This is a genomic window from Roseomonas gilardii (assembly GCF_001941945.1).
Lineage (GTDB): Bacteria > Pseudomonadota > Alphaproteobacteria > Acetobacterales > Acetobacteraceae > Roseomonas.
The window spans coordinates 646,111-665,147 of sequence record NZ_CP015583.1; the positions used below are offsets into that span (position 1 = coordinate 646,111).

A 19,037-nucleotide genomic window follows, 5' to 3' on the forward strand; every position below is an offset into this window, starting at 1 on the left:
CCCCCCCGGCAACCGGACAGGCCACGGAATGGTGCGGAGCAGCACGGAATTCGCGTTGACGCCATGGTCCGGCGCCATCCATGTTGTTCGCGGAATGTTGAGCCGACTCCTCCCCATTGCGCGACAAGCGCTGCAAGCGCAGCCGATCACGGCCTGCGCCGAGGGGATGTGTGTGACCTGCCCAGGCCCCGGCCCGGCGCAGGGCGGTGGCCGGAGACGATCCGCCCCCTAAGGACCCGACATCCACAACCCTCAGCAGGCCCCGCCGACACCATGTCGCGGGGCTTTTTCTTTGCCTGCGCCGGATGGGAGTTCCGCGTGGAACCGAGCGCCCCTCTCGCCCTGTTCCTCAAGGCCGCCGGCTTCGGCCTGGCCGTCGCCGCGCCGGTCGGGCCGATGAGCCTGCTCTGCATGCGCCGCTGCCTGGGGCAAGGCGAGGGGCAGGGCTGGCAGGCCGGGCTCGCCACGGGGGCGGGGATCGCGCTGGGCGACGCGTGCTATGCGCTGGTGGCGGCGCTGGGGCTTTCCGGCCTGTCCGGCTTCCTGCTGGCGCAGGAGAAGCCGCTGCACCTCGCCGCCGGGCTGTTCCTGCTCTATCTCGGCCTGCGAAGCTGGTGCCGCCGCCCCGCCGAGACCGAGACCGGAACCGCGCCCGAGGCAGTGCGGCTGCGGCCCTGGCCCACGTTGGCGAGCGCGCTCCTGCTGACGCTCACCAACCCACCCACGATCCTGATGTTCGCGGCGATCTTCACCGCCCTGGCGCCGCGCGGCGGATTCGACACGGCCACGGCCGTCCTCACCGTGCTCGGCGTCTTCGCCGGCTCGATGCTCTGGTGGTGCGGGCTGGTCGCGGCACTCACCCGCCTGCGCCACCTCCTCACCCCGCGCGCCCGCCTCTGGATCGACCGCCTCGCCGGCCTCGTCCTGGCTGGCTTCGGCCTCGTCACCCTGCGTCGGGGTTTCTGAGGATCTGCCCTGGGAACCGGGAGGCTCTGCCTCCCGGACCCTTTGCTGAAGAAGGGGCCGCTCAGGGGGATGGTATCCCCCCGAGACCCCGCCATGAGCGCTCCGCGAGGAGGGGGATTGGGACAGCGGTTGCCATTGGCACGCCGGCAGCCATCACCCCCTCCTCGCGGAGCGCTCATAGGGTTCCCAGGGACCAACGTCCCTGGGCGGGGTGTCCAGAGGGGCGGAGCCCCTCTGGCCCCGGTCCGATCCCCTCAGAGCGCCGACAGGATGGCGTGGCAGACGCGGTCGGCCTGGGACTCGTCGAGATAGGGGTGCATCGGCAGGCTGAGGATGCGGGTGCAGAGGTCCTCGCTGACCGGCAGGGAGGCGGCGCCTTCGTGGTGGGGGCGGTAGGCTGGCTGGTGGTGCAGGGGCAGCGGGTAGTAGATGCCGGTGGGCACCCCGGCGGCCTTGCAGGCTTCCTGGACGCGGGGGCGGTCGGCGGCCTCCGGCAGGGTGATGGAATAGAGGCCCCAGGCGCTCTCGGCGCCGGGGCGCTGGGCCTGGGTCTGCACGCGGTTGCCCAGGCGCTCCGCATACCAGCCGGCGATGCGGGCGCGGGAGCGGAGCTCCTCCTCGAAGAGCGGCATCTTGCACAGCAGGATCGCGGCCTGGATCGTGTCGAGGCGGCCGTTCATGCCGGTGCGCAGCACCTCGTAGCGCTGCTTGCCCTCGCCATGGGTGCGGAGCGAGCGGTAGAGCTCGGCCTTCTCGTCGCTGTCGGTCAGGATGGCGCCGCCGTCGCCGTAACAGCCCAGCGTCTTGGTCGGATAGAAGCTGAGCGCCGCCGCGCCGCCCCAGCGGCCCAGGCGCTTGCCGTCGAGGCTGGCGCCGAAGGCCTGGGCGGCGTCGTCGAGGGCGAACATGCCTTCCTCGGCGCAGATCGCCTCGATGGCCGGCCAGTCGGCGGGCAGGCCGAACAGGTCCACGCCCACCACGGCGCGCGGGCGCAGCCGGCCCTCGGCCTTCACGGTGGCGATGCGGCGCTTCAGGTCGGCGATGTCGATGTTGAAGCTCTGCGGGTCCACGTCCACGAAGACCGGGGTGGCGCCCAGCACCAGCGGCACCTCGGCGGTGGCGGTGTAGGTGAAGGCGGGCAGGAAGACGGCGTCGCCGCGCCCGATGCCCTCGGCCATCATGGTGATCTGCAGCGCGTCGGTGCCGGAGGAGACGCCAACCGCATGCTTGCAGCCGGCGAAGGCGGCGAGCTGCCTCTCCAGCTCGTCCACCTCGGGGCCCTGCACGAAGCGGCCGGAATCCAGCACCGAGGCGATGCGGCGGTCCAGCTCGCCACGGATCAGCGACTGCTGCGCCTTCATGTCGAAGAGGGCGATGGGGCGGGAGGAGGACTCGGGAGCGGCGGTCATGGCATTCCAGCTGGCTGGGGACCCGGCCCGGCGGCCAGGCCCCGTTCGGGGAGTGCGGGCCCACCCGGCCGCCGCCACGGGGCGGGAAGAGCCGGGGGGACCCTATGCGGGGACGATGTAGGCCCCGCCGGCCCCGGGGGCCAAGTCACCCTTCGTATCGCCCGGCAATCTTGCTCCCGGCGTCCCGGGCTGCGGGCCGAGGAAGCCCGCCTGTTCCTCCCGCATCCCGCCGACCGGCCAGGGCGCCGGAGGGAGCATGGCGGATTCCGGGTTCGACCGGGACAGGCCGGGCTGGCGCAGGGCGCCGCGCGTGTCCACCACCAGCCGGGCATGGCGGCGCACCAGCTCCAGCGGCATGTCGCTGTGGGGGGTCACGATCACCACCGCATCCTGCTCCGCCAGCAGGGCGGGGGTGAGGTCCTGGCTTTCGAGCGCCGGCGCCGTGCCGGCAAGCCGCCGCGTCGCCGGGAAGCGCGGCACCAGCGGGTCGTGATAGGCGAGATGCGCGCCATAGCCTTCCAGGATGCGGAAGATCTCCACCGCCGGGCTTTCCCGCGTGTCCGGCACGTCGGGCTTGTAGGCGAGGCCGAGCAGCAGCACACGGGCGCCGCGCAGGGTGCGGCCGCGCGTGTCCAGCGCTTCGCGCAGGCGGTTCACCACGTAATGCGGCTGGGCGTCGTTCACCCGGCCCGCCAGCTCGATGAAGTCGCTCGGCACGCCCAGCTCCCGCGCCTTCCAGGCAAGGTAGTAGGGGTCCACCGGGATGCAGTGGCCGCCGAGGCCGGGTCCGGGACGGAAGGGCATGAAGCCGAAGGGCTTGGTGGCGGCGGCGTCGATCACCTCGTGCACGTCGATGGCCATGGCGTGGCTGAGGCGCTTGAGCTCGTTCACCAGGCCGATGTTCACGGCGCGGAAGACGTTCTCGTAGCACTTGGCCAGCTCCGCCACGGCGAGCGAGGAGACCGGCACCACCGAGCCCGCCACGGGGGCGTAGAGCGCCTCGCCCACGGCGCGGCAGGTCGGCGTGGCGCCGGCCACCAGCTTGGGCACGCGGCCCACCGTGCCGTCCGGGTTGCCCGGGTCCTCGCGCTCGGGGCTGTAGATGCAGAAGGCGTCGCGCCCGACCTGGAGCCCGGCCGCGTCCAGCACGGGCAGCACATGTTCCTCGGTGGTGCCGGGATAGGTCGTGCTTTCCAGCGAAAGCGCCTGGCCGGGGCGCAGGAAGGGGCGCAGGGCGCGCAGCGTTTCGCGCACGGCGGCGAGGTCGGGCTCCTTGTGCGGGCCGATCGGAGTGGGGACGCAGATCACCAGCGCGTCGCAGGCGGCGGCCGCCGCCATCTCCGCATGCGCCTCGATGCCCGAGGCCGCCACGCGCGAATCGGCGATGCCGTGGATGGGCGAGCGCCCGGCCCGTACCGCCGCCACCTTGTCCGGGTCGATGTCGAAGCCGGAAACGCGGAAGCCCGTCTCGGCATAGCGCAGCGCCAGCGGGAAGCCGGCATAGCCCAGGCCGATCATGCCGATCCGCGCCTGCCGCGCCTCCAGCCGCCGGATCAGGCCGCGGGCGCGGGAGGGCAGGAAGGGGGCGTTCATCGCGGGCCTCCATCGGCCCGCCACATGCCGGTGGGGGCCGCGCGAGCGGCCCGGGGAGGGGTCAGGCCCCCCGCGCCGCCGCGTGATGCGGGTCGTGGTCGAATTCCGGCACCAGCCGCGAAAGCTGCGCCAGGGCGAGCTTGGGCTGGCCGGCGCGGCAGGCGGAGGCGATCTCGTCGATCGCCCGGCCCACCAGCGCCGGGTCGGCGGTGCGCGGCGTGGCCACGAGCAGGCCGGGGAAGCGCGTCGGATTCGGCGGCTCCTGCCCGTGGAACAGTTCCTCGTAGAGCTTCTCGCCGGGGCGCAGGCCGGTGAAGCGGATCTCCACATCCTCCTCCGGGCGCAGGCCGGCGAGGCGGATCATGCGGCGGGCGAGGTCCACGATCTTCACCGGATCGCCCATGTCGAGCACGAAGATCCCCCCCTCCCGCAGCTCCGGCGGCTGGTCGGCGCGGTCCTCCGCCCCCACCACGCTGGCCTGGAGCACCAGCCCCACGGCCTCCCGCACCGTCATGAAATACCGGCGCATGTCCGGATGGGTGACGGTCAGCGGCCCGCCGCGCTCCAGCTGGCGCCGGAACAGCGGCACCACCGAGCCGGTGGAGCCCAGCACGTTGCCGAAGCGCACGGTGACGCAGCGCATGCCGCCGCTCCCGTTCGCCGCGGCCTGGCGCGCCTGCATGTCGAGGCCCTGGCAGTACATCTCCGCCAGCCGCTTGCCCGCGCCCATCACCGAGGTCGGATTCACCGCCTTGTCGGTGGAGATGAAGACCATCTCCACCGCGCCCGCCGCCCGGGCCGCGTCGGCCACGATGCGGGTGCCCTGGGCATTGGTCAGCAGCCCCTCGGCCGGGTCGTTCTCCACCATCGGCACGTGCTTCAGCGCGGCGGCGTGGAAGACCAGCTCGGGTCGGGTCTCCTCCATCAGCCGCCGGATGCGGGTCTCGTCGCGTACATCCGCCAGCACCGCCCGGCGCGGCACGTCGGGGTGCAGCTCGCCCAGTTCCAGGTCGATCGAGTAGAGCGCGAATTCCCCATGGTCCAGCAGCGTCAGCATGGAGGGGCCGAGCCCCGCCACCTGCCGCGCCAGCTCCCCGCCGATGGTGCCGCCGGCGCCCGTCACCAGCACCCGCCGACCCTGCACCAGCCGCGCGATGCCCTCGCGGTCCAGCGGCACCTGGGGACGGTCCAGCAGCTCCTCGATGCCGATCGGGCGCAGCGTGATGCGGCGCTCCATCCCACTCGGGCGCTGCCGTTCCGGCGCCGTCGGGTCCAGCGCCGTGGGGCGCGGCGCGCGGCGCACCGTCACGCCGTGGCGGTCGGCCGCGTCCAGCAGCGCCTCCAGGTCCTTGCCCGAGACGTCGCTGCCCACCAGCACCAGCGTGGCCGGCAGGCGGTTCTGCTCCCGCAGCCGCTCCAGCACCTCGTCCGCATCGTCCAGCGCGCCCAGGATGGGCACGCCCAGGATGCGCCGCCCGGCCTGCCGCGCCCGCGGGGCCAGGATGCCCAGCACGCGGAAGCCCGGCATCCGCTGCGCCGAGAGGGCGCGCAGGAAGAGGTCGGCGGCCTCGCCGGAGCCCGCCAGCATCACCGTGCGGGCCGGGGCCTCGCCCGAGGACAGGGCGCGGGCGCCCCGGTAATGGGTGTGGCGCATCCGCACCGCCATGCGCGCCACGCCCAGCAGGGCGACCAGCGATCCGGCATGGAGGAAGGGGAAGGCGATGCTGGGCGGCCCCCAGCCGCGGACCGGACCGGCCAGAAACAGGCCCAGCGAGAAGAGTGCGGCCATGGTCACGGCGGCGGCCAGCACGGCCAGCATGTCCGGCAGGCCGGAGAATCGCCAGTACTGCCGCGCCAGGCGCAGCGGGACGGCGCCGAGCAGGAAGGCCGCCAGCCCACCCGCCAGGGCAGGGGGCCACCACAGGACGGGGGCCAGTCGCCGGGCGCGTCGAGCCACAGGGCGAGCGGCAGGGCCACCGCCGCCAGGGCGAGGTCCACCAGGAAGTTCAGCAGGATGCGTCTGGGCGCCATCCATCCTCGTCTAGCCCCTCCCGGGGAGAGGGGCCAAGCGCCCGTAAAGGCCGGTCAGACGTTCGGCTTCCGCAGCCCAGCCGTAACGCCCCAGGGCGGCCGCCCGTCCCGCCGCGCCCATCCGGGCCCGCAGGGCGGGGTCGCGCAGCGTTTCCACCGCCGCCGCGATGGCGCGGGGGCAGGCGGTGTTCACCAGCAGGCCGCAGCCGCTGTCCCGCACCACGGCGGCGACCTCGGTGGCGAAATCCGGCGCGATCACCGGCAGGCCGGCCAGCATGCAGTCGAACAGCTTGTGCGGCAAAGCGAGGCGGTGGTTCTCCACCCCAGGCTGGAACAGGACGAGGCCGATATCCGCCCCGGCCAGGGCCTCCAGCGCCGCCGGCTGCGGCATCCAGCCCAGCCGCTCCACCCGGTCCTCCAGCAGCAGCAGCCGGGCCAAGGCGAGGAACTCCGCCTCGCTGCCATCGGCGAAGCGGCCGATCAGCCGCAGCCGCGCCTGCGGCGGGCCGAGCGCCAGGGCCTGCAGCATCTCCTCCGAGCCCCGGCTGCGGGTCAGGCTGCCCAGATGCGCCAGGACCAGCGGGCCGGGGACGTGCCGGCGCGGGGCGAGCGGCAGGGGCTCGGCATAGTTGCGCACCGCGACCAGCCGGGGCGCGGCGCGGAAATCCGCGTCCAGCCCGTCCTTGGCCACCACCACCGCATCGGCCCGCGCCGCCATGGCGCGGCAGGCCAGGCGGATCGCCGCCCGCGCCAGGGGCGCCAGCGCGGGGCGCAGCAGCCGGGGCAGATGGTGGTCGAGGCGGGAGGGATAGTGCTCATGGACATCGAGCACCACCCGCGTATCGCGGCCGCGCGCGGCGATCAGCGCGGCCAGCCAGGAATCGGGCTCCGAGGCATGCAGCACCGCCGCGTCGCAGGCCCGGGCGCGGCGGGCCAGGGCGGGGATGCCGAGCAGCCGCCCCAGCCAGCCCGGGCGGCGGCGATAGGGTGCCAGGATCACGCCGCGCGACCGGCCCGGGGCGCCGGCGGCCGGCCGGGAGGGGACGGGCTGGGGGCAGAGATGCCACACCTGCCAACCGGCGGCGGCCAGCGCGGCGCCTTCCTTGCCGACGACGCGCACATCCTCCGGCGGATGGGCGGCGGACAGCATCACCACCAGCGGCGCCTGGGGCCGGCCCGTGCCGGCCCGCAGCGGGGAAGGGGCGAGGGCATTCACGCCGCCACCCCCGGAGCCATCCCCAGGGGAGCTTCCAGGGGAGTTCCCAGGCTGGGCAGAGCCTCGCGCAGATGCGCGGCCATGCGCGCCCCGGCCTGCCCGTCCCAGAGCGGGATCGGCCGCGCGGCGGGCCAGCGGCCGCCGAGGACCTCCTCCACCGCCCGGGGCAGATCATCCGGCCGGACCAGACGGTTGGCGCCGGACAGCAGCGTCACCGGCCGCTCGGTGGAAGGGCGCAGGGTCAGGCAGGGCAGGTCCAGCGCCGCCGCTTCCTCCTGCAACCCGCCGCTGTCGGTGGCGACCAGCCGCGCCCGCGCCATCAGCGACAGGAAGGCGCCGTAGCGCTGCGGCGGCAGGCGCAGGATGCCGGGGGGAAGCTCCAGCCGCTGCGTGGTCCCGAGGGCAGCCCCCTGCGCGGCTCCCTGGGCGGCCCCGAGCGCGGCGAGGCGGGCCGCCGTGCGCGGGTGCACCGGCCAGACGAGCGGCAGGCGGCGCGCGGCCTCGCCGGCGGCGCGCAGCAGCGCGGCCAGCGCGGCGGGGCTGTCCACATTGGCCGGGCGGTGCAGGGTCAGCAGCCCGTAGCCCCCGGGGCGCAGCCCCTCCGGAAGCGCCAGTCGACGGGCGGCGGGCAGGGCGCGGAGGAGGCTGTCCACCATCGCATTGCCCACCGCCCGGACCGTCCGGGGGGAATGTCCCTCGGCCAGGAGGCGGGCCGCCGTCTCCTGGTCCGGGGCCCAGAGGAGGTCGCTCACCGCGTCGATGGCGCGGCGGTTGATCTCCTCCGGCATGTCGTGATCGCCGCAGCGCAGCCCGGCCTCCAGATGCGCCACCGGGATGCCCAGTTTCCGCGCCGCCAGCGCGGCGGCGAGGGCGCCGTCCACGTCGCCGGGCACCACCACCAGGGCGGGGCGGCGCGTGTCCCAGAACGCCGCGCAGGCCATCAGGGTGCGGCCGGTCAGCTCGGCATGGCTGCCCCCGGCGATGCCCAGGGAAACATCCGGCGCCGGCAGGCCGAGATCTGCCAGATGGTCGCCGAACATGGCGGCGTCGTGGTGCTGGCCGGTGTGCAGGATCACTGGGCGCGCGCCCACCGGATGCTCCCGCAGGGCATGCCAGAGGGCGGCGATCTTGGGCAGGTTGGGCCGCGCGGCGACCACCAGATGCAGTTCGGGATGCCGTTCGGACGGCCGGGAATCGGCGGGGGCCGTGGCGGGGCGGGGCATGGCGTCAGGCCGGGGCCAGGGCGGTCCGTGGCAGCGGCCGCGCCGCCGCCTCCGCCACCGCGCAGAACTGCCGGACCTGCAACCGCCGGTCCCAGCGCCGCCGTGCCTGGGCGCGGGCCGCGGTGCCCATGGCGGCGCGCAGGCCGGGCCGCGCCGCCAGCCGCGCCAGGGCCTCGGCCAGGGCGCGGGCATCGCCCGGCGGGGTGGCGATGCCGCTCGGCCCCTCTGCGACGATGCGCGCGGCGCGGCCGGCGAGGTTGGTCACCACCGGCAGCCCGGCGGCCAGCCCGTCCATCAGCTTGTTGGGCGCCGTCCACTCGGCGAATTCCGGCACCGGGGCGAGGCAGTGCAGCGCCACCTGCGCGCCGGCCAGCAGCGAGGCCAGCCGGGGCTTGGGAAGCGGGTCCAGGAAGCTGACATTCCCCAGCCCCCGCCGCGCCGCCTCGGCCATCAGCCGGGGCTTCTCGCCCCCCTCGCCGACCAGCAGGATACGGACGCGGTTCTCGCCGGCCAGGCGCAGTTCGGCGGCGGCATCGAGCAGCGCGCCGAGCCCGTTGGCGCGGCCATGCGCCCCGGCATAGACCGCGAGGCATTCCCAGGGCGCGGCGCAATCGGGGCGCCAGGGGGCGCGGTGCGGGCCGAAGAGGTCGAGGTCGCAGCCATTGGGCACGACATGCAGCCGCGCGGGATCGGTGCCGCGCGCCCGCGCGGTGTCGGCCATGCCTTCGGTCAGGCCGATCACCGCCGCGGCCCGGCGGCAGGCGGCACCGGCCAGGGCCTCCATCCCCGTCAGGGCCCAGCCCGGAGCCTCGCCCATGGCACGCGGCAACTCGGGCCAGGGGTCGCGGATCTCGAAGACGAAGGGCGTGCCGCGCAGGCGGTGCGCGGCCAGCGCCGGGACCGCCACGGTCAGCGGGGTGGAGGAGGCGATCACCAGGTCCCAGGGGCGGGACAGCGCCAGGGCCGAGGCCGCGGCGGCATAGCGCCCGAAGGCCAGCAGGCGCTCCCTCCGGCCCTGGGCGTTGCCGCAGCGGATGTCGAACTCCACGAGGCCGAAGCCCGCCGCGCCGGGCGCGCGCCCCCGCCGCCGTCCCAGGCGGAAGCGTCCCCCCAGCCCGGTCTCGGCGCCGTCGTAGCGGCCGCAGGCCAGCGTCACGTCATGGCCCCGCGCCGCCAGCCCGGCGGCCATGGCATGGGCGCGCGTGGCGGTGCTGCCGGCCGGGGCGGAATAATGCTGGTGCAGGTAGAGGACGCGCAGCGTCACGGCCGCACCCTTCCGCGCGCGAAGCAGCCGTGGATGATGCCGATCACCCGGTCCTGATCCGCCGCGCCCATCGCGCCGGAAGGCAGGCAGAGCCCCTGCTCGAAGAGCGAGGCGGCGACGCCGCCGCCGGTATGGCTCGCCGCGCGGAAGGCGGGCTGCAGGTGCAGCGGCTTCCAGACCGGGCGGCTCTCCACCGAGGCCGCTTCCAGCGCCAGGCGGATGGCCTCCCGGTCCGTCCCCGCCTCGGCGGGATCGACCAGGATGGCGGTGAGCCAGCGCGAGGAGCGGCTCCAGACGGGCTCCGGCATCAGGCGCAGGCCCGGCAGACCCGCCAGCCCGGCGGCATAGCGGGCGAAGACGGCGCGGCGCTGGGCCACCCGCACCTCCAGGTGCCGGAGCTGCGCCCGGCCGACCGAGGCCAGCAGCGAGGAGAGGCCGTAGGAATAGCCCGTGGTCTCGTGCTGGTAGTGCGGCGAGGGTTCCTTGGCCTGCGCGGCCAGGTGCCGGGCACGGGCGACCAGCGCCTCGTCGTCCGAGGCCAGGGCACCGCCGCCGCCGCCGGTGACGATCTTGTTGCCGTTGAAGGAAAAGGCCGCCAGCCGCGCCCCCCGCCCGGCGGAACGCCCGTGCTGCAAGGCCCCCAGCGCCTCGGCGCTGTCGCTGAGCACCGGCACGCCCCAGCGGCCGCAGATCTCCGCGATCGCGGCGAGGTCGGCGCATTGCCCATAAAGATCCACCGGCACCACCACGCGCGGCAGGCGGCCCTGCCGGGCGGCTCGGGCCAGGGCCTCCCGCAACAGGCCCGGGTCCAGCGTCCAGCTTTCGGGCGAGACGTCGAGGAAGCCCAGGCGCGCCCCCATCTGCGCCGCCGGGGCCACCGTGGCGACGAAGGTCAGGGTGCTGGTCCAGACCTCGTCGCCCGGTTCGAGGCCGAGCAGCCGGTAGCCGAGATGCAGCGCCGCCGTGCCGGATGCCAGGGCGGCGACATGGCGGAAGCCGGTGCAGGCGGCGATGGCGGCCTCGAAGGCCGGCAAGGCGGGGCCGGCGGGGGCGAGCCAGCCGCTGGCCAGCGTCTCGCGCAGCGCCTGCTCCTCCTCCCCGCAAAGCTGCGGCGGGGAAAGGTGGATGCGGGCGGCGGGATGGCGGAACGGCCCGGACGGGCTGAGCAGCATGTCGGAGAAGGACAGGAGCGCTGTCTCCCCGGCGGCGCTCACGTCCATGCCCATGCTGCCCTGTCCATGCCGGAGACCCCTCGGCCAGCCGGACGATTCCGGCATTCAGGGTTGTAAATATATCGTGAACTGCAACTTAAGATATGTGTGCCGGGGATAGATTCTTCTTCCTTGGCGGAATGTTGCGGCGTTGCATCAGCGTGGCGCTGCGCCCCTCGCCTCCGGCGCCGCTGCGGACGGCGCGTCCTGGCCGGCGGGCGTGGTTCCGGTGAAGCCGGGGCTGCTGGCATGGCCGGGCGCGGTGGCGCCCTGCCCGCGCAGCAGCAGCGCCAGGCTGGCGAGGATGATGGCGATATCCCCCGCCAGCGTAACGCGGGCGACGTAGCGGGCATCCCATTCCAGCCTTTCCTCCCAGGGCAGGGCATTGCGCCCGCGCGCCGTCACCGGGCCGAGCAGGCCCGGCCTGACGGCGAGGCGGCTGGCCTGCCGCGCCGTGTAGAGCGGGGTATAGGCGGGCGGCAGCGGGCGGGGGCCGACAAGGCTCATCTCTCCGCGCAGGATGTTCACCAACTGAGGCAGCTCATCCAGCCCGCTGGCGCGCAGGCGGCGCCCGAAGCCGGTCAGCCGCGCCGAATCGGGCTCGCCCGGCCAGGCGGGGTCGCGCATCGAGCGAAGCTTGAGGATGGTGAAGCCCCGTCCCCGCCAGCCGGCGCGCTCCTGCCGGAACAGCACCGGGCGGCCGAAGGCCAGGGCGGTGGCGAGCGCGGTGCCGAGCAGCAGCGGCCAGAGCAGCGCCAGCAGCAGCGCCGCGCCCGCGAGGTCGAGCGCGCGCTTCACGCGGCGGGCATAGAAGCCTTCCACCCCCCGCTCAGGCACGCTGCGCCCGGATGCCCAGCGACAAGGCGAGGCCCAGCGCGAACCAGACCATGCGGTTGCCCAGATCGGTCGAGACCATGGCGCCGATCGCCACCGGGATCACCAGCGCCACGATCCGCCCCGCCCGCTCCGGCTCCAGGTCGTCCGGCAAGGCCAGCAGCCGGACCAGCACCAGCGCCGCGCCGCCGCCGAAGGCACCGAGCCAGAGCAGCAGGCCGAGCGGGCCTTCCTCGGCCAGGGATTCCAGGGCGTGGTTGTGCGGGTACATGCCGCGCCGCTCGCCATAGCCGGCGGCGACGGTGAAGCCCCCGGCGCCGAGGCCGAGCGGCATCGCCGCCCCCGCCCAGTCCAGCGCCGCCGACCAGAGCACGGGGCGGGCCGAGGCGGCGATGCCTTCCCCGGTGAAGCGTTCCAGCGTGCGCAGGCCCTGGCTGCGGCCGGGATCGGCATAGAGCAGGCCCAGGCCGAGCCCCCCGGCCAGGGCCATCGCGCTGATCCAGCCGGCGGCGGCCAGCGGGCGGCGGCCGGTCCAGAGCCGTGCCGCCGGGGCCAGCGTGACCGCCACCCCCAGCGAAAGCAGCGCCGCCCGTCCGCCCGGCAGCAGCGCGCCGAGCGCGAGGCCCAGCAGCAGCAGCGCCCAGAAGACCCGCCCGGCCGGACCCGCCTCCACCAGCCGCACCGCCGCCAGCCCGGCGCCGCAGGCCATGGCGAGCCCGGCGAGCTGGTACTGCACCCGCGTCGCATCCGTGGCCCCGACCAGGCCGCCGAGGACGACATCGCCGGAGGCGAGGCCCCAGGCCACGCCCGCCGCGACGAAGGGGCCGGTCAGCATCGCCGTGGCCACCAGCCAGCGCCGGGCCGCCGCATCCGCCCCCGTCGCCATGCCCGCCGCGAGCATGGCGGGGCCGAGCAGCACGGCTTCCGGCAGCTTCTGCGCCAGGATCTCCGCCGAGCTGCTCCAGGTCGCGGCCAGCACCATCCAGAGCCACAGCCCTCCCGAGGCGGCGAGCGGCAGCGCCACCGGGCGCAGCACCGTCCAGCGGCGCGAGGCCAGGAGCCAAGGGAAGAAGACGGCCAGCGCGCCGGCGGAGAGGATCGTGATGTCCGGCAAAGCGGCGGTCTGCGGCACGGATTTCAGCGCCCCGGCCAGGAACAGCACCGCCGCCGCCATGCCGGCCAGCGAGCCCGGCGCGGCGGCATCGAATCGCGGCACCGGCTCAGTCCTCGGCCATGGGGGAAGGAGGGCGCGGCAGGGGGGCGAAATCCGGATGGCCCCGGCGCTGGCCGAGGGGTGTCGTCTTCGTGTCCAACGGGGGAGCCGGGCGGCTAGGTGCCCATGGACCAGCCGACGCGCCCGGAGGGGAAGCGGAAGGCGCCGGCGACGGGTCGTTCCGCGGGTTTCCGCCGTTGGCATCCCGGGCGTCCCGTCTGCCATGGCCTCCCGGCTCCCGGCCCGGCTGGCCCGGATCGCCCACCGGATCGCCCCGCAACTCCGGCGGCAGGGCGACGGGCGGCAGGGGCGGCAGCACCATGCGGCCACCCGGGCCGGCACCCGACGGGGATTCGGGGGTGGCAGCGGGAAGCGCCTGACGCAACAGCACGAGACACGCCGCGCCCAGCAGCACCGCCAGCGGCACCGTCACCAGCAGCAGCGCGATCAGCAGCGGCCGGTTCGGCAGGCTGGGAGCGAGCGGCACGCTGGGGGCGGAAACCAGCCGCGCCGCCACCGCCTCGTCGGTCAGCAGCGCCAGCCCCGCCCGTTGGTGCTGCGCCAGCAGGTCGTAGAGCGGCGTGCGGGTGAAGACGTCCCGTTCCCGGCCCAGCCTTTCCTCCAACTGGGCGATGCGGTTCCGGGTCAGGCCGGCGAGGTCCGCGCGGACCTTGTCCTCGGCGAAGGCATGCAGGCGGGCCAGGGCATCGAGGGCCATGGCGCGGTCCGGATGCGGCAGGCCCAGCGTCACCGTCACCGTCTGCAAGGACTGCGTGACCGCGAAGTTCCGCTCCAGCCAGTTCTGCAGGTCGTCGGCATCGCTCTCGATCCGCAGGTCGAGCCATTGCCGCAGCAGGCCCATCGGGCCGCCGCCGCGCTGCTGCGTGAGCCAGGCGGGCAGGGCGGTGTCGCGCATCAGCATCGCCGCCGCCTCGGGCGAACGCAGCAGGGCGAGATACACCGCGAAATTGCCGCCCGAGCGATTGTCCAGCAGCCCGCCGGCCTGCAACACCGCATTGGCCTGGATCAGCGTGGACACCGCGAGCCCGGTGGTCTCGGCGGGTGTCACCACCGCTTCCGCCACATACTGGCGCGGCCAGGTCAGGACCAGGGTGACACCGGCCGCCAGCAGCACGAACCAGGTCCCGAGGATCCTCCAGCGCCAGAGCCAGAGGGCGCGCAACAGTTCCGGAAGCGGCATCCCCAGACCCAACGTCAGTTAACGCAACTATCGAGTTTGTTAACGAAATGTTCAACCCTGGATTGAAATCACGCCCGCAACCCTGCCGTGTCCGCCATGAAAAGGGATGGCCCGATCAGCCGGGCAGGCGGATCACCGTCAGGATGCGCGAGACCGGTGCCCGGGCGCGCAACTCCAGCACGGGAACCGGGCGCGCCTCGCCATAGTGGGGAGCCTCCCACCCCTCGGTGAGCGTGATATCGAGCGGCACATCCGCCGAGGCGGCGATACGCCCCAGCGGCGAGGCGACGCCCTGGGCGATACGTTCCCAGGCGGCGGGGGCCAGCCGCCAGCGCAGCGTGACCTGGCGGAAGGGGCCGGACACCTCGTCCAGCACGCTCCAACGACGGCCCAGGCCCAGGACGCGCCGGTCCTGGCGGTTGCCATGCCGGTCGCAGGCCCAGGCACCATCCGCCAGCAACCCGCTCCGGCTCCAGCGGGCGCGCAGGAAGCGCCCGGCGCGGGGCATCGGCTCCGCCTCGTCGAAGAGGATGGCGTTGTGCCCGACGGCATCCTCCAGCCCCAGCGCCACCGCCCGCCATCCGGGAGCGGGGTTGTAGGACAGCGTGCCGCCGTCACGCAGCAGGTTCACCGGCCCGTCCCAGAGGTCGAGGTTCAGCAGGTCCGAATGCCCCGGGCGGAATTCCAGGGGGCCGGTGCGCAACAGGGCGCGGGCGCGGCCGACCGTCCAGCCGCGGCTGCCACTGGCCTGCCAGCGCGCCTCGGGGCGCGGCACGGGGGCGGCGGGCAGGCCGAGCCAGAGGCAGCCCGGATCGCCCGCCACCCCGGCCGAGGCGCCCAGGAAGAGCCGCGTGGCGCGCTCGACGCTGCCGCGCGCATCGCCCGGCCCGCCCAGCGACAGGTCCGCCACATGCGAGCCGTCCTGGTGCCCGAGGCGCGGCAGGGCGCCGGTCGCAGGCTCCAGCAGCCGCGCGAGCCAGCGGCTGGCGGCGGCGGCACGGGCGGCGAAGGGCGGCGGGAAGGGCAGGGCCCCATAGCTGCGCCGCAGCCATTCGGCGGTGGAAAGCACGTCCAGTAGCAGGCGGTGATAGCCCGTCGAGACCTGGGCGAAGCCGCCATCCGGCGCCACCAGCCGGTCCAGCGCGGCGGAAAGCCGGGCCATGGCGGGGGCGGGGTCCTCGCCCAGCAACAGGTCGCAGGCAAAGAGCCCGGCGGGCTCGCTGACCGTGTGGTTGTTGTCCTGCGCCTCGGCATAACGAGAAGTGGCGGCGATGCGCCGGCGGTGCTGGGCCAGGAGCGCGCGCAGCCCGGGTCCCGCCGCCTCGCCGCCCAGCAGCGCATGGGCCAGGGCGAGGTGCAGGGCGCGCAGCGCCGCCTCCTGCCCGCAGGCCCAGTTCGGCCCGCGAAAGGGCGGGTTGGCGCGGCACCAGGCGGCGAGCCGCACCTCGGCCCGGTCCCGGTGGCCGCCCCGCGGGTCGAGCCGGTGCGCCAGGGCGAGGAGCGGGATCTCCCCCAGCCGGTTGGCCTCCCAGACCGGCCGCACATCGCCGGGCGAGAAGAGGTCGAGCGCCAGCCCGTGCGTCCGGGGCGCGAAGGGGCCATGACGGGCGGCATCGCCGGGTTCCGTCTCGGCCGGGGGGAGGTCCGCCACCGCCAGCAGCACGGCCAGCGCTTCCGCCCGCAATTCCGCGGGAACCGGGGGGGTGCCGCCGGGCAGGAAGGGGCCTTCGGCGGGCGGAAGGTCGGGCAGGGCGTGCCGGGAAAGGCCGGTCGCCGTCCGGAGCCGATGGTGCAGCAGCAGGCCCACCGGCCGCAGGCCGAGCCGCCGGGCGGCATCGAGGCGAAGCAGCAGGCCGGACAGGAAGGGTCGCGCTCGAAAATCCATGCCGTCCCGCGTCAGGGCAACCTCAAATTGCTGTGAAAAGTATTGATGATAACTTAAAGTTGCACATCGAGACCACGGAACGCATCGGCTGCCCAGGGTGTGGCGCGCCGAATCGGGAATACGCCAGATTGAGCCTCCTTCACCCTTCCGGATCGCGCCACGCCCGGCCGCCGTTCCTGCTCGTGGCCCCACTTCTGGCAGTCCTCGCCACTCCGGCGGCCCGGGCGCAGTCGAACCTGCTGATGCCGCCCTCGCTGCCGTCCACCCTGCCCGGCGGGCAGCCCTTGCCGGGCGCCCTGGCCAACGGTCTGTCCGGTGGCCTGGCGGGCGGGGCCCAGGGGGACCTGGTGCAGCGCCTGCTCGACGCCGCCTCGGGGCGCAGCACCACCACTCTTGCACCCCCGGCGCCCCTGCCGCCGGCCGCGCCCACCCCCGCCATGCCCCCCGCCACGGCCGGCGCCTTCCCTGGTGGGTCCTTCCCCGGCATGACGCCGCCGCCCGAGCCGCTCTCCAACACGGAGAGCTTCTTCGCCGCCCGCCTGCCGGAACAGCAGCCGCCGCTGCGCCAGTTCGGCTATGACAGCTTCCGCCAGGCGGCGATGCCCGGCCTGACCACCGGCGCCATGCCGGAGGGCTACCTCCTCGGCCGCGACGACGAGGTGGTCATCGCCGTGCGGGGGCGGGTGCGGACCTCCTACACCCTGCGGGTGGGGCGGGACGGGATGCTGACCCTGCCCGACCTCGCCCCCATCCCCGCCGCCGGGCGCAGCCTGGGCGAGCTGCGCGCCGAGATCGAGGCGCGGGTGGCGCGGGAGCTGGGCGGGTCGGAGGCCTATGTCTCCCTCGGCCAGACACGGCAGATCGCCGTCTTCGTGGCGGGGGAGGTGGTGCGCCCCGGCCTGCAGACCCTGCCGGCTCTGACCAGCGTGCTCGACGCGCTCAGCCTGGCGGGCGGGGTGCGCCGCACCGGCTCCCTGCGCGCCATCCGGGTCGAGGGGCCGGGCGGGACGCGGATCGTCGATCTCTACGGTGCCATCGCCGGCACCGGCGCCACGCCGGACCTGTCGCTGCGGGAAGGCGAGCGCGTGGTGGTGCCGCCGCTGGGCGGGGTGGTGGCGCTGGCGGGGGAGGTGACGCGCCCCGGCATCTACGAGCTTCCGCCCGGCGCGGCGCAGCAGCCCCTGGCCGGCGTGCTGCGCCTGGCGGGGGAGGCGTTGCGCCCCTCCGGCAACCGCTTCCTGCTCCTGGGCACGGATGCCGGGGGGCGACGGGCCTATGCCGAGATCGCCCCCGCCGCGCCGCTGCGCCGGGGCGACGCCGTGCTGGTGCAGCCGGGGGCGGATGTCGCCGCCAACGCGCTGCGGCTGGCCGGGCATGTGGCGGTGCCGGTGATGCGCTCCGCGGGCGGCGGCTACGGCAAGGCGGGCTTCTCGCTGCGCCAGCTCCTGGCCGATTCGCGGCAGATCAGGCCCGACCCCTATGTGCGCCTCGGCGTGGTCTGGCGGGTGGACCCGCAGACGCGGGTGCGGCGCTTCCTCGGCTTCGACCTGGGCCGGGTGCTGCAGGGGCAGGCCAACCTCCCGCTCGCGGAATCCGACGAGGTGATCATCCTGGCGCAGGGCGACATCCTCTGGCTCTCCTCGCCCCCGGTGCAGCGCGCCCTGCGCGGCGAGATGCCGACCCCCCTGCTGGTGCCGGTCACGGTCTCGGCCGGCACCGCCCAGCGCCCGCCCGATGGCGGCCCCACCGCCAACACCGCCGTCTCCGCCGGGCTGCCCGCCTCGGTGCCGGCGCAGCCGGACTGCCCGGCGCTGCAATCCCTGGCCGTGGCGGCGAAGGGCAGCCCGATGCGCTATGCTCATGCGCGCGGCGCGGGCTTCCCGGATCTCGGCAACCCGCCCTGCCCGCAGGTCTTCATCGACTATCCCGCCCTGCTGCCCTTCCTGCTGGACCAGAGCGTGCTGCTGGGCGGGGAGGTGGGGCTGCCCGGCCTCTATCCCGTGCTGGAGGATACCGGGCTGGACCAGGTGCTGGCGGCGGCGGGCGATGTGGGGGAAACGGCGGACCTCGCCGCGGTGGAATTCTCGCGGGAGCCGCTGGACCAGGCCGGGGCGGTGCCGCTGACCCGGCTGCGGCTCGACCTGCGCTCGCGCAACTTCGCCGCCGTGCGCCTGTCGCCGCGCGACGGCATCCGCATCCCGCGCGGCTTCGGCGACCGGGAGATCGGCTCGGTGACGCTGGCGGGGGAGTTCGTGCGGCCCGGCACCTATGACATCCGGCGGGGCGAGCGGCTGTCGGAGCTGATCGGCCGCGCCGGGGGGCTGACGCCGCAGGCCTATCCCTATGGCGCCGTCTTCACGCGGGAAAGCGTGCGGCAGCGTCAGCAGGACGGCTTCGAGCGCACGGCGCGGGAGCTGGAATCCAGCCTGCTCCAGGTCGCGGCCGGGCAGGCGGTGGCGGGCAGCCGGGCCAGCGGCGACCTCGGCGGCGCCATCACCGCCGGGCGGCAGATGGCCTCCGCGCTGCGCGAGGCCAAGGCGGCGGGGCGCATGTCGGTGGAGGCCAATCCGGCGATCCTCGCGGCCCGGCCGGAGCTGGACTCGCTGCTGGAGCCGGGCGACCTGATCGCCATCCCCAAGCGGCCGAACGAGGTGACGGTGGTGGGCGCGGTGCTGAACCCCGGCAGCGTGCAGTTCGCCACGGGGAAGAAGGCGGTGGACTATGTCCGCGCGGCGGGGGGCGAGCAGCGCTTCGCCGATGCCGGCCGCGCCTTCGTGGTGCTGCCCAACGGGCAGTCCGTGCCGGCGGGCATCGGCTCCTGGCAAGGCGGTGGGCCGCCGGTGCCGCCGGGCAGCCTCGTGGTGGTGCCGCAGGACCCCAGCCCCTACGAGACCTGGGGCTTCATCCGCGACATCACGCAGGTGCTGGGCCAGGTGAGCGTCAGCGCCGCCGCCCTGGCCGTGATCTCGCGGCAGGCCCAGTAGGCCGGGC

The 19,037-nt window shown here is 74.9% G+C and carries 13 protein-coding genes; 2 read left to right on the plus strand and 11 right to left on the minus strand.

The features are described from left to right. The first annotated feature begins 318 nt into the window (after positions 1 to 318). The gene (locus RGI145_RS02825) at positions 319 to 966 is read left to right on the plus strand and encodes a LysE family translocator (protein WP_075799776.1); all 648 of its coding nucleotides are present in this window, start codon (positions 319 to 321) and stop codon (positions 964 to 966) included. A gap of 254 nt (positions 967 to 1,220) precedes the next feature. Here RGI145_RS02825 and RGI145_RS02830 read toward each other — a convergent pair whose 3' ends face one another. From RGI145_RS02830 to RGI145_RS02880, 11 genes are all read right to left on the minus strand, one after another. After that, on the minus strand, positions 1,221 to 2,375 hold the full coding sequence (locus RGI145_RS02830) for a DegT/DnrJ/EryC1/StrS family aminotransferase (protein WP_075797152.1): 1,155 nt from the start codon (positions 2,373 to 2,375) through the stop codon (positions 1,221 to 1,223). Positions 2,376 to 2,477: 102 nt separating this feature from the next. Then, entirely contained in the window at positions 2,478 to 3,968 is a 1,491-nt protein-coding gene (locus RGI145_RS02835; protein ID WP_075797153.1) for a nucleotide sugar dehydrogenase, read from the minus strand. 61 nt (positions 3,969 to 4,029) lie between these two features. Next, positions 4,030 to 5,925, minus strand: a complete 1,896-nt coding sequence (locus RGI145_RS02840) for a polysaccharide biosynthesis protein (protein WP_237183179.1) — start codon at positions 5,923 to 5,925, stop codon at positions 4,030 to 4,032. An 84-nt stretch (positions 5,926 to 6,009) separates the two neighbouring features. Beyond that, a complete protein-coding gene (locus RGI145_RS02845; RefSeq protein WP_075797154.1) occupies positions 6,010 to 7,215 on the minus strand; it encodes a glycosyltransferase in 1,206 nt (401 codons plus the stop codon). After that, positions 7,212 to 8,438 (minus strand): non-hydrolyzing UDP-N-acetylglucosamine 2-epimerase, encoded by a 1,227-nt coding sequence (gene wecB / locus RGI145_RS02850; RefSeq protein WP_075797155.1) that lies wholly within the window; start codon positions 8,436 to 8,438, stop codon positions 7,212 to 7,214. The genes RGI145_RS02845 and wecB overlap by 4 nt, the downstream gene beginning before the upstream one ends. 4 nt (positions 8,439 to 8,442) lie before the next feature. Next, complete coding sequence (locus RGI145_RS02855; protein ID WP_237183180.1) at positions 8,443 to 9,702, minus strand: glycosyltransferase family 4 protein; 1,260 nt, start codon at positions 9,700 to 9,702, stop codon at positions 8,443 to 8,445. Next, positions 9,699 to 10,928: a DegT/DnrJ/EryC1/StrS family aminotransferase gene (locus RGI145_RS02860; RefSeq protein WP_237183181.1), complete on the minus strand. Its 1,230-nt coding sequence runs from the start codon at positions 10,926 to 10,928 to the stop codon at positions 9,699 to 9,701. Before RGI145_RS02860 ends, RGI145_RS02855 begins: the two co-directional genes overlap by 4 nt. Before the next feature lie 141 nt (positions 10,929 to 11,069). Continuing rightward, positions 11,070 to 11,735: a sugar transferase gene (locus RGI145_RS02865; protein ID WP_237183182.1), complete on the minus strand. Its 666-nt coding sequence runs from the start codon at positions 11,733 to 11,735 to the stop codon at positions 11,070 to 11,072. A 7-nt stretch (positions 11,736 to 11,742) separates the two neighbouring features. Continuing rightward, on the minus strand, positions 11,743 to 12,963 hold the full coding sequence (locus RGI145_RS02870; RefSeq protein WP_075797156.1) for an O-antigen polymerase: 1,221 nt from the start codon (positions 12,961 to 12,963) through the stop codon (positions 11,743 to 11,745). Positions 12,964 to 12,967: 4 nt separating this feature from the next. Further along, a complete protein-coding gene (locus RGI145_RS02875; protein ID WP_075797157.1) occupies positions 12,968 to 14,161 on the minus strand; it encodes a hypothetical protein in 1,194 nt (397 codons plus the stop codon). Between the two features lie 115 nt (positions 14,162 to 14,276). Further along, entirely contained in the window at positions 14,277 to 16,046 is a 1,770-nt protein-coding gene (locus tag RGI145_RS02880; protein ID WP_075797158.1) for a heparinase II/III domain-containing protein, read from the minus strand. 128 nt (positions 16,047 to 16,174) lie between these two features. On the opposite strand from RGI145_RS02880, the gene RGI145_RS02885 reads away from it, so the two are divergent. Continuing rightward, positions 16,175 to 19,030 (plus strand): SLBB domain-containing protein, encoded by a 2,856-nt coding sequence (locus tag RGI145_RS02885; RefSeq protein ID WP_075797159.1) that lies wholly within the window; start codon positions 16,175 to 16,177, stop codon positions 19,028 to 19,030. Positions 19,031 to 19,037 lie beyond the last annotated feature (7 nt).

Coding starts and splice junctions, on each gene's coding strand:
- RGI145_RS02830 (WP_075797152.1), bottom strand. CDS start 2,375: ATGACCGCCGCTCCCGAGTCCTCCTCCCGCCCCATCGCCCTCTTCGAC.
- RGI145_RS02835 (WP_075797153.1), bottom strand. CDS start 3,968: ATGAACGCCCCCTTCCTGCCCTCCCGCGCCCGCGGCCTGATCCGGCGG.
- wecB (WP_075797155.1), bottom strand. CDS start 8,438: ATGCCCCGCCCCGCCACGGCCCCCGCCGATTCCCGGCCGTCCGAACGG.
- RGI145_RS02860 (WP_237183181.1), bottom strand. CDS start 10,928: ATGGGCATGGACGTGAGCGCCGCCGGGGAGACAGCGCTCCTGTCCTTC.
- RGI145_RS02875 (WP_075797157.1), bottom strand. CDS start 14,161: ATGCCGCTTCCGGAACTGTTGCGCGCCCTCTGGCTCTGGCGCTGGAGG.
- RGI145_RS02880 (WP_075797158.1), bottom strand. CDS start 16,046: ATGGATTTTCGAGCGCGACCCTTCCTGTCCGGCCTGCTGCTTCGCCTC.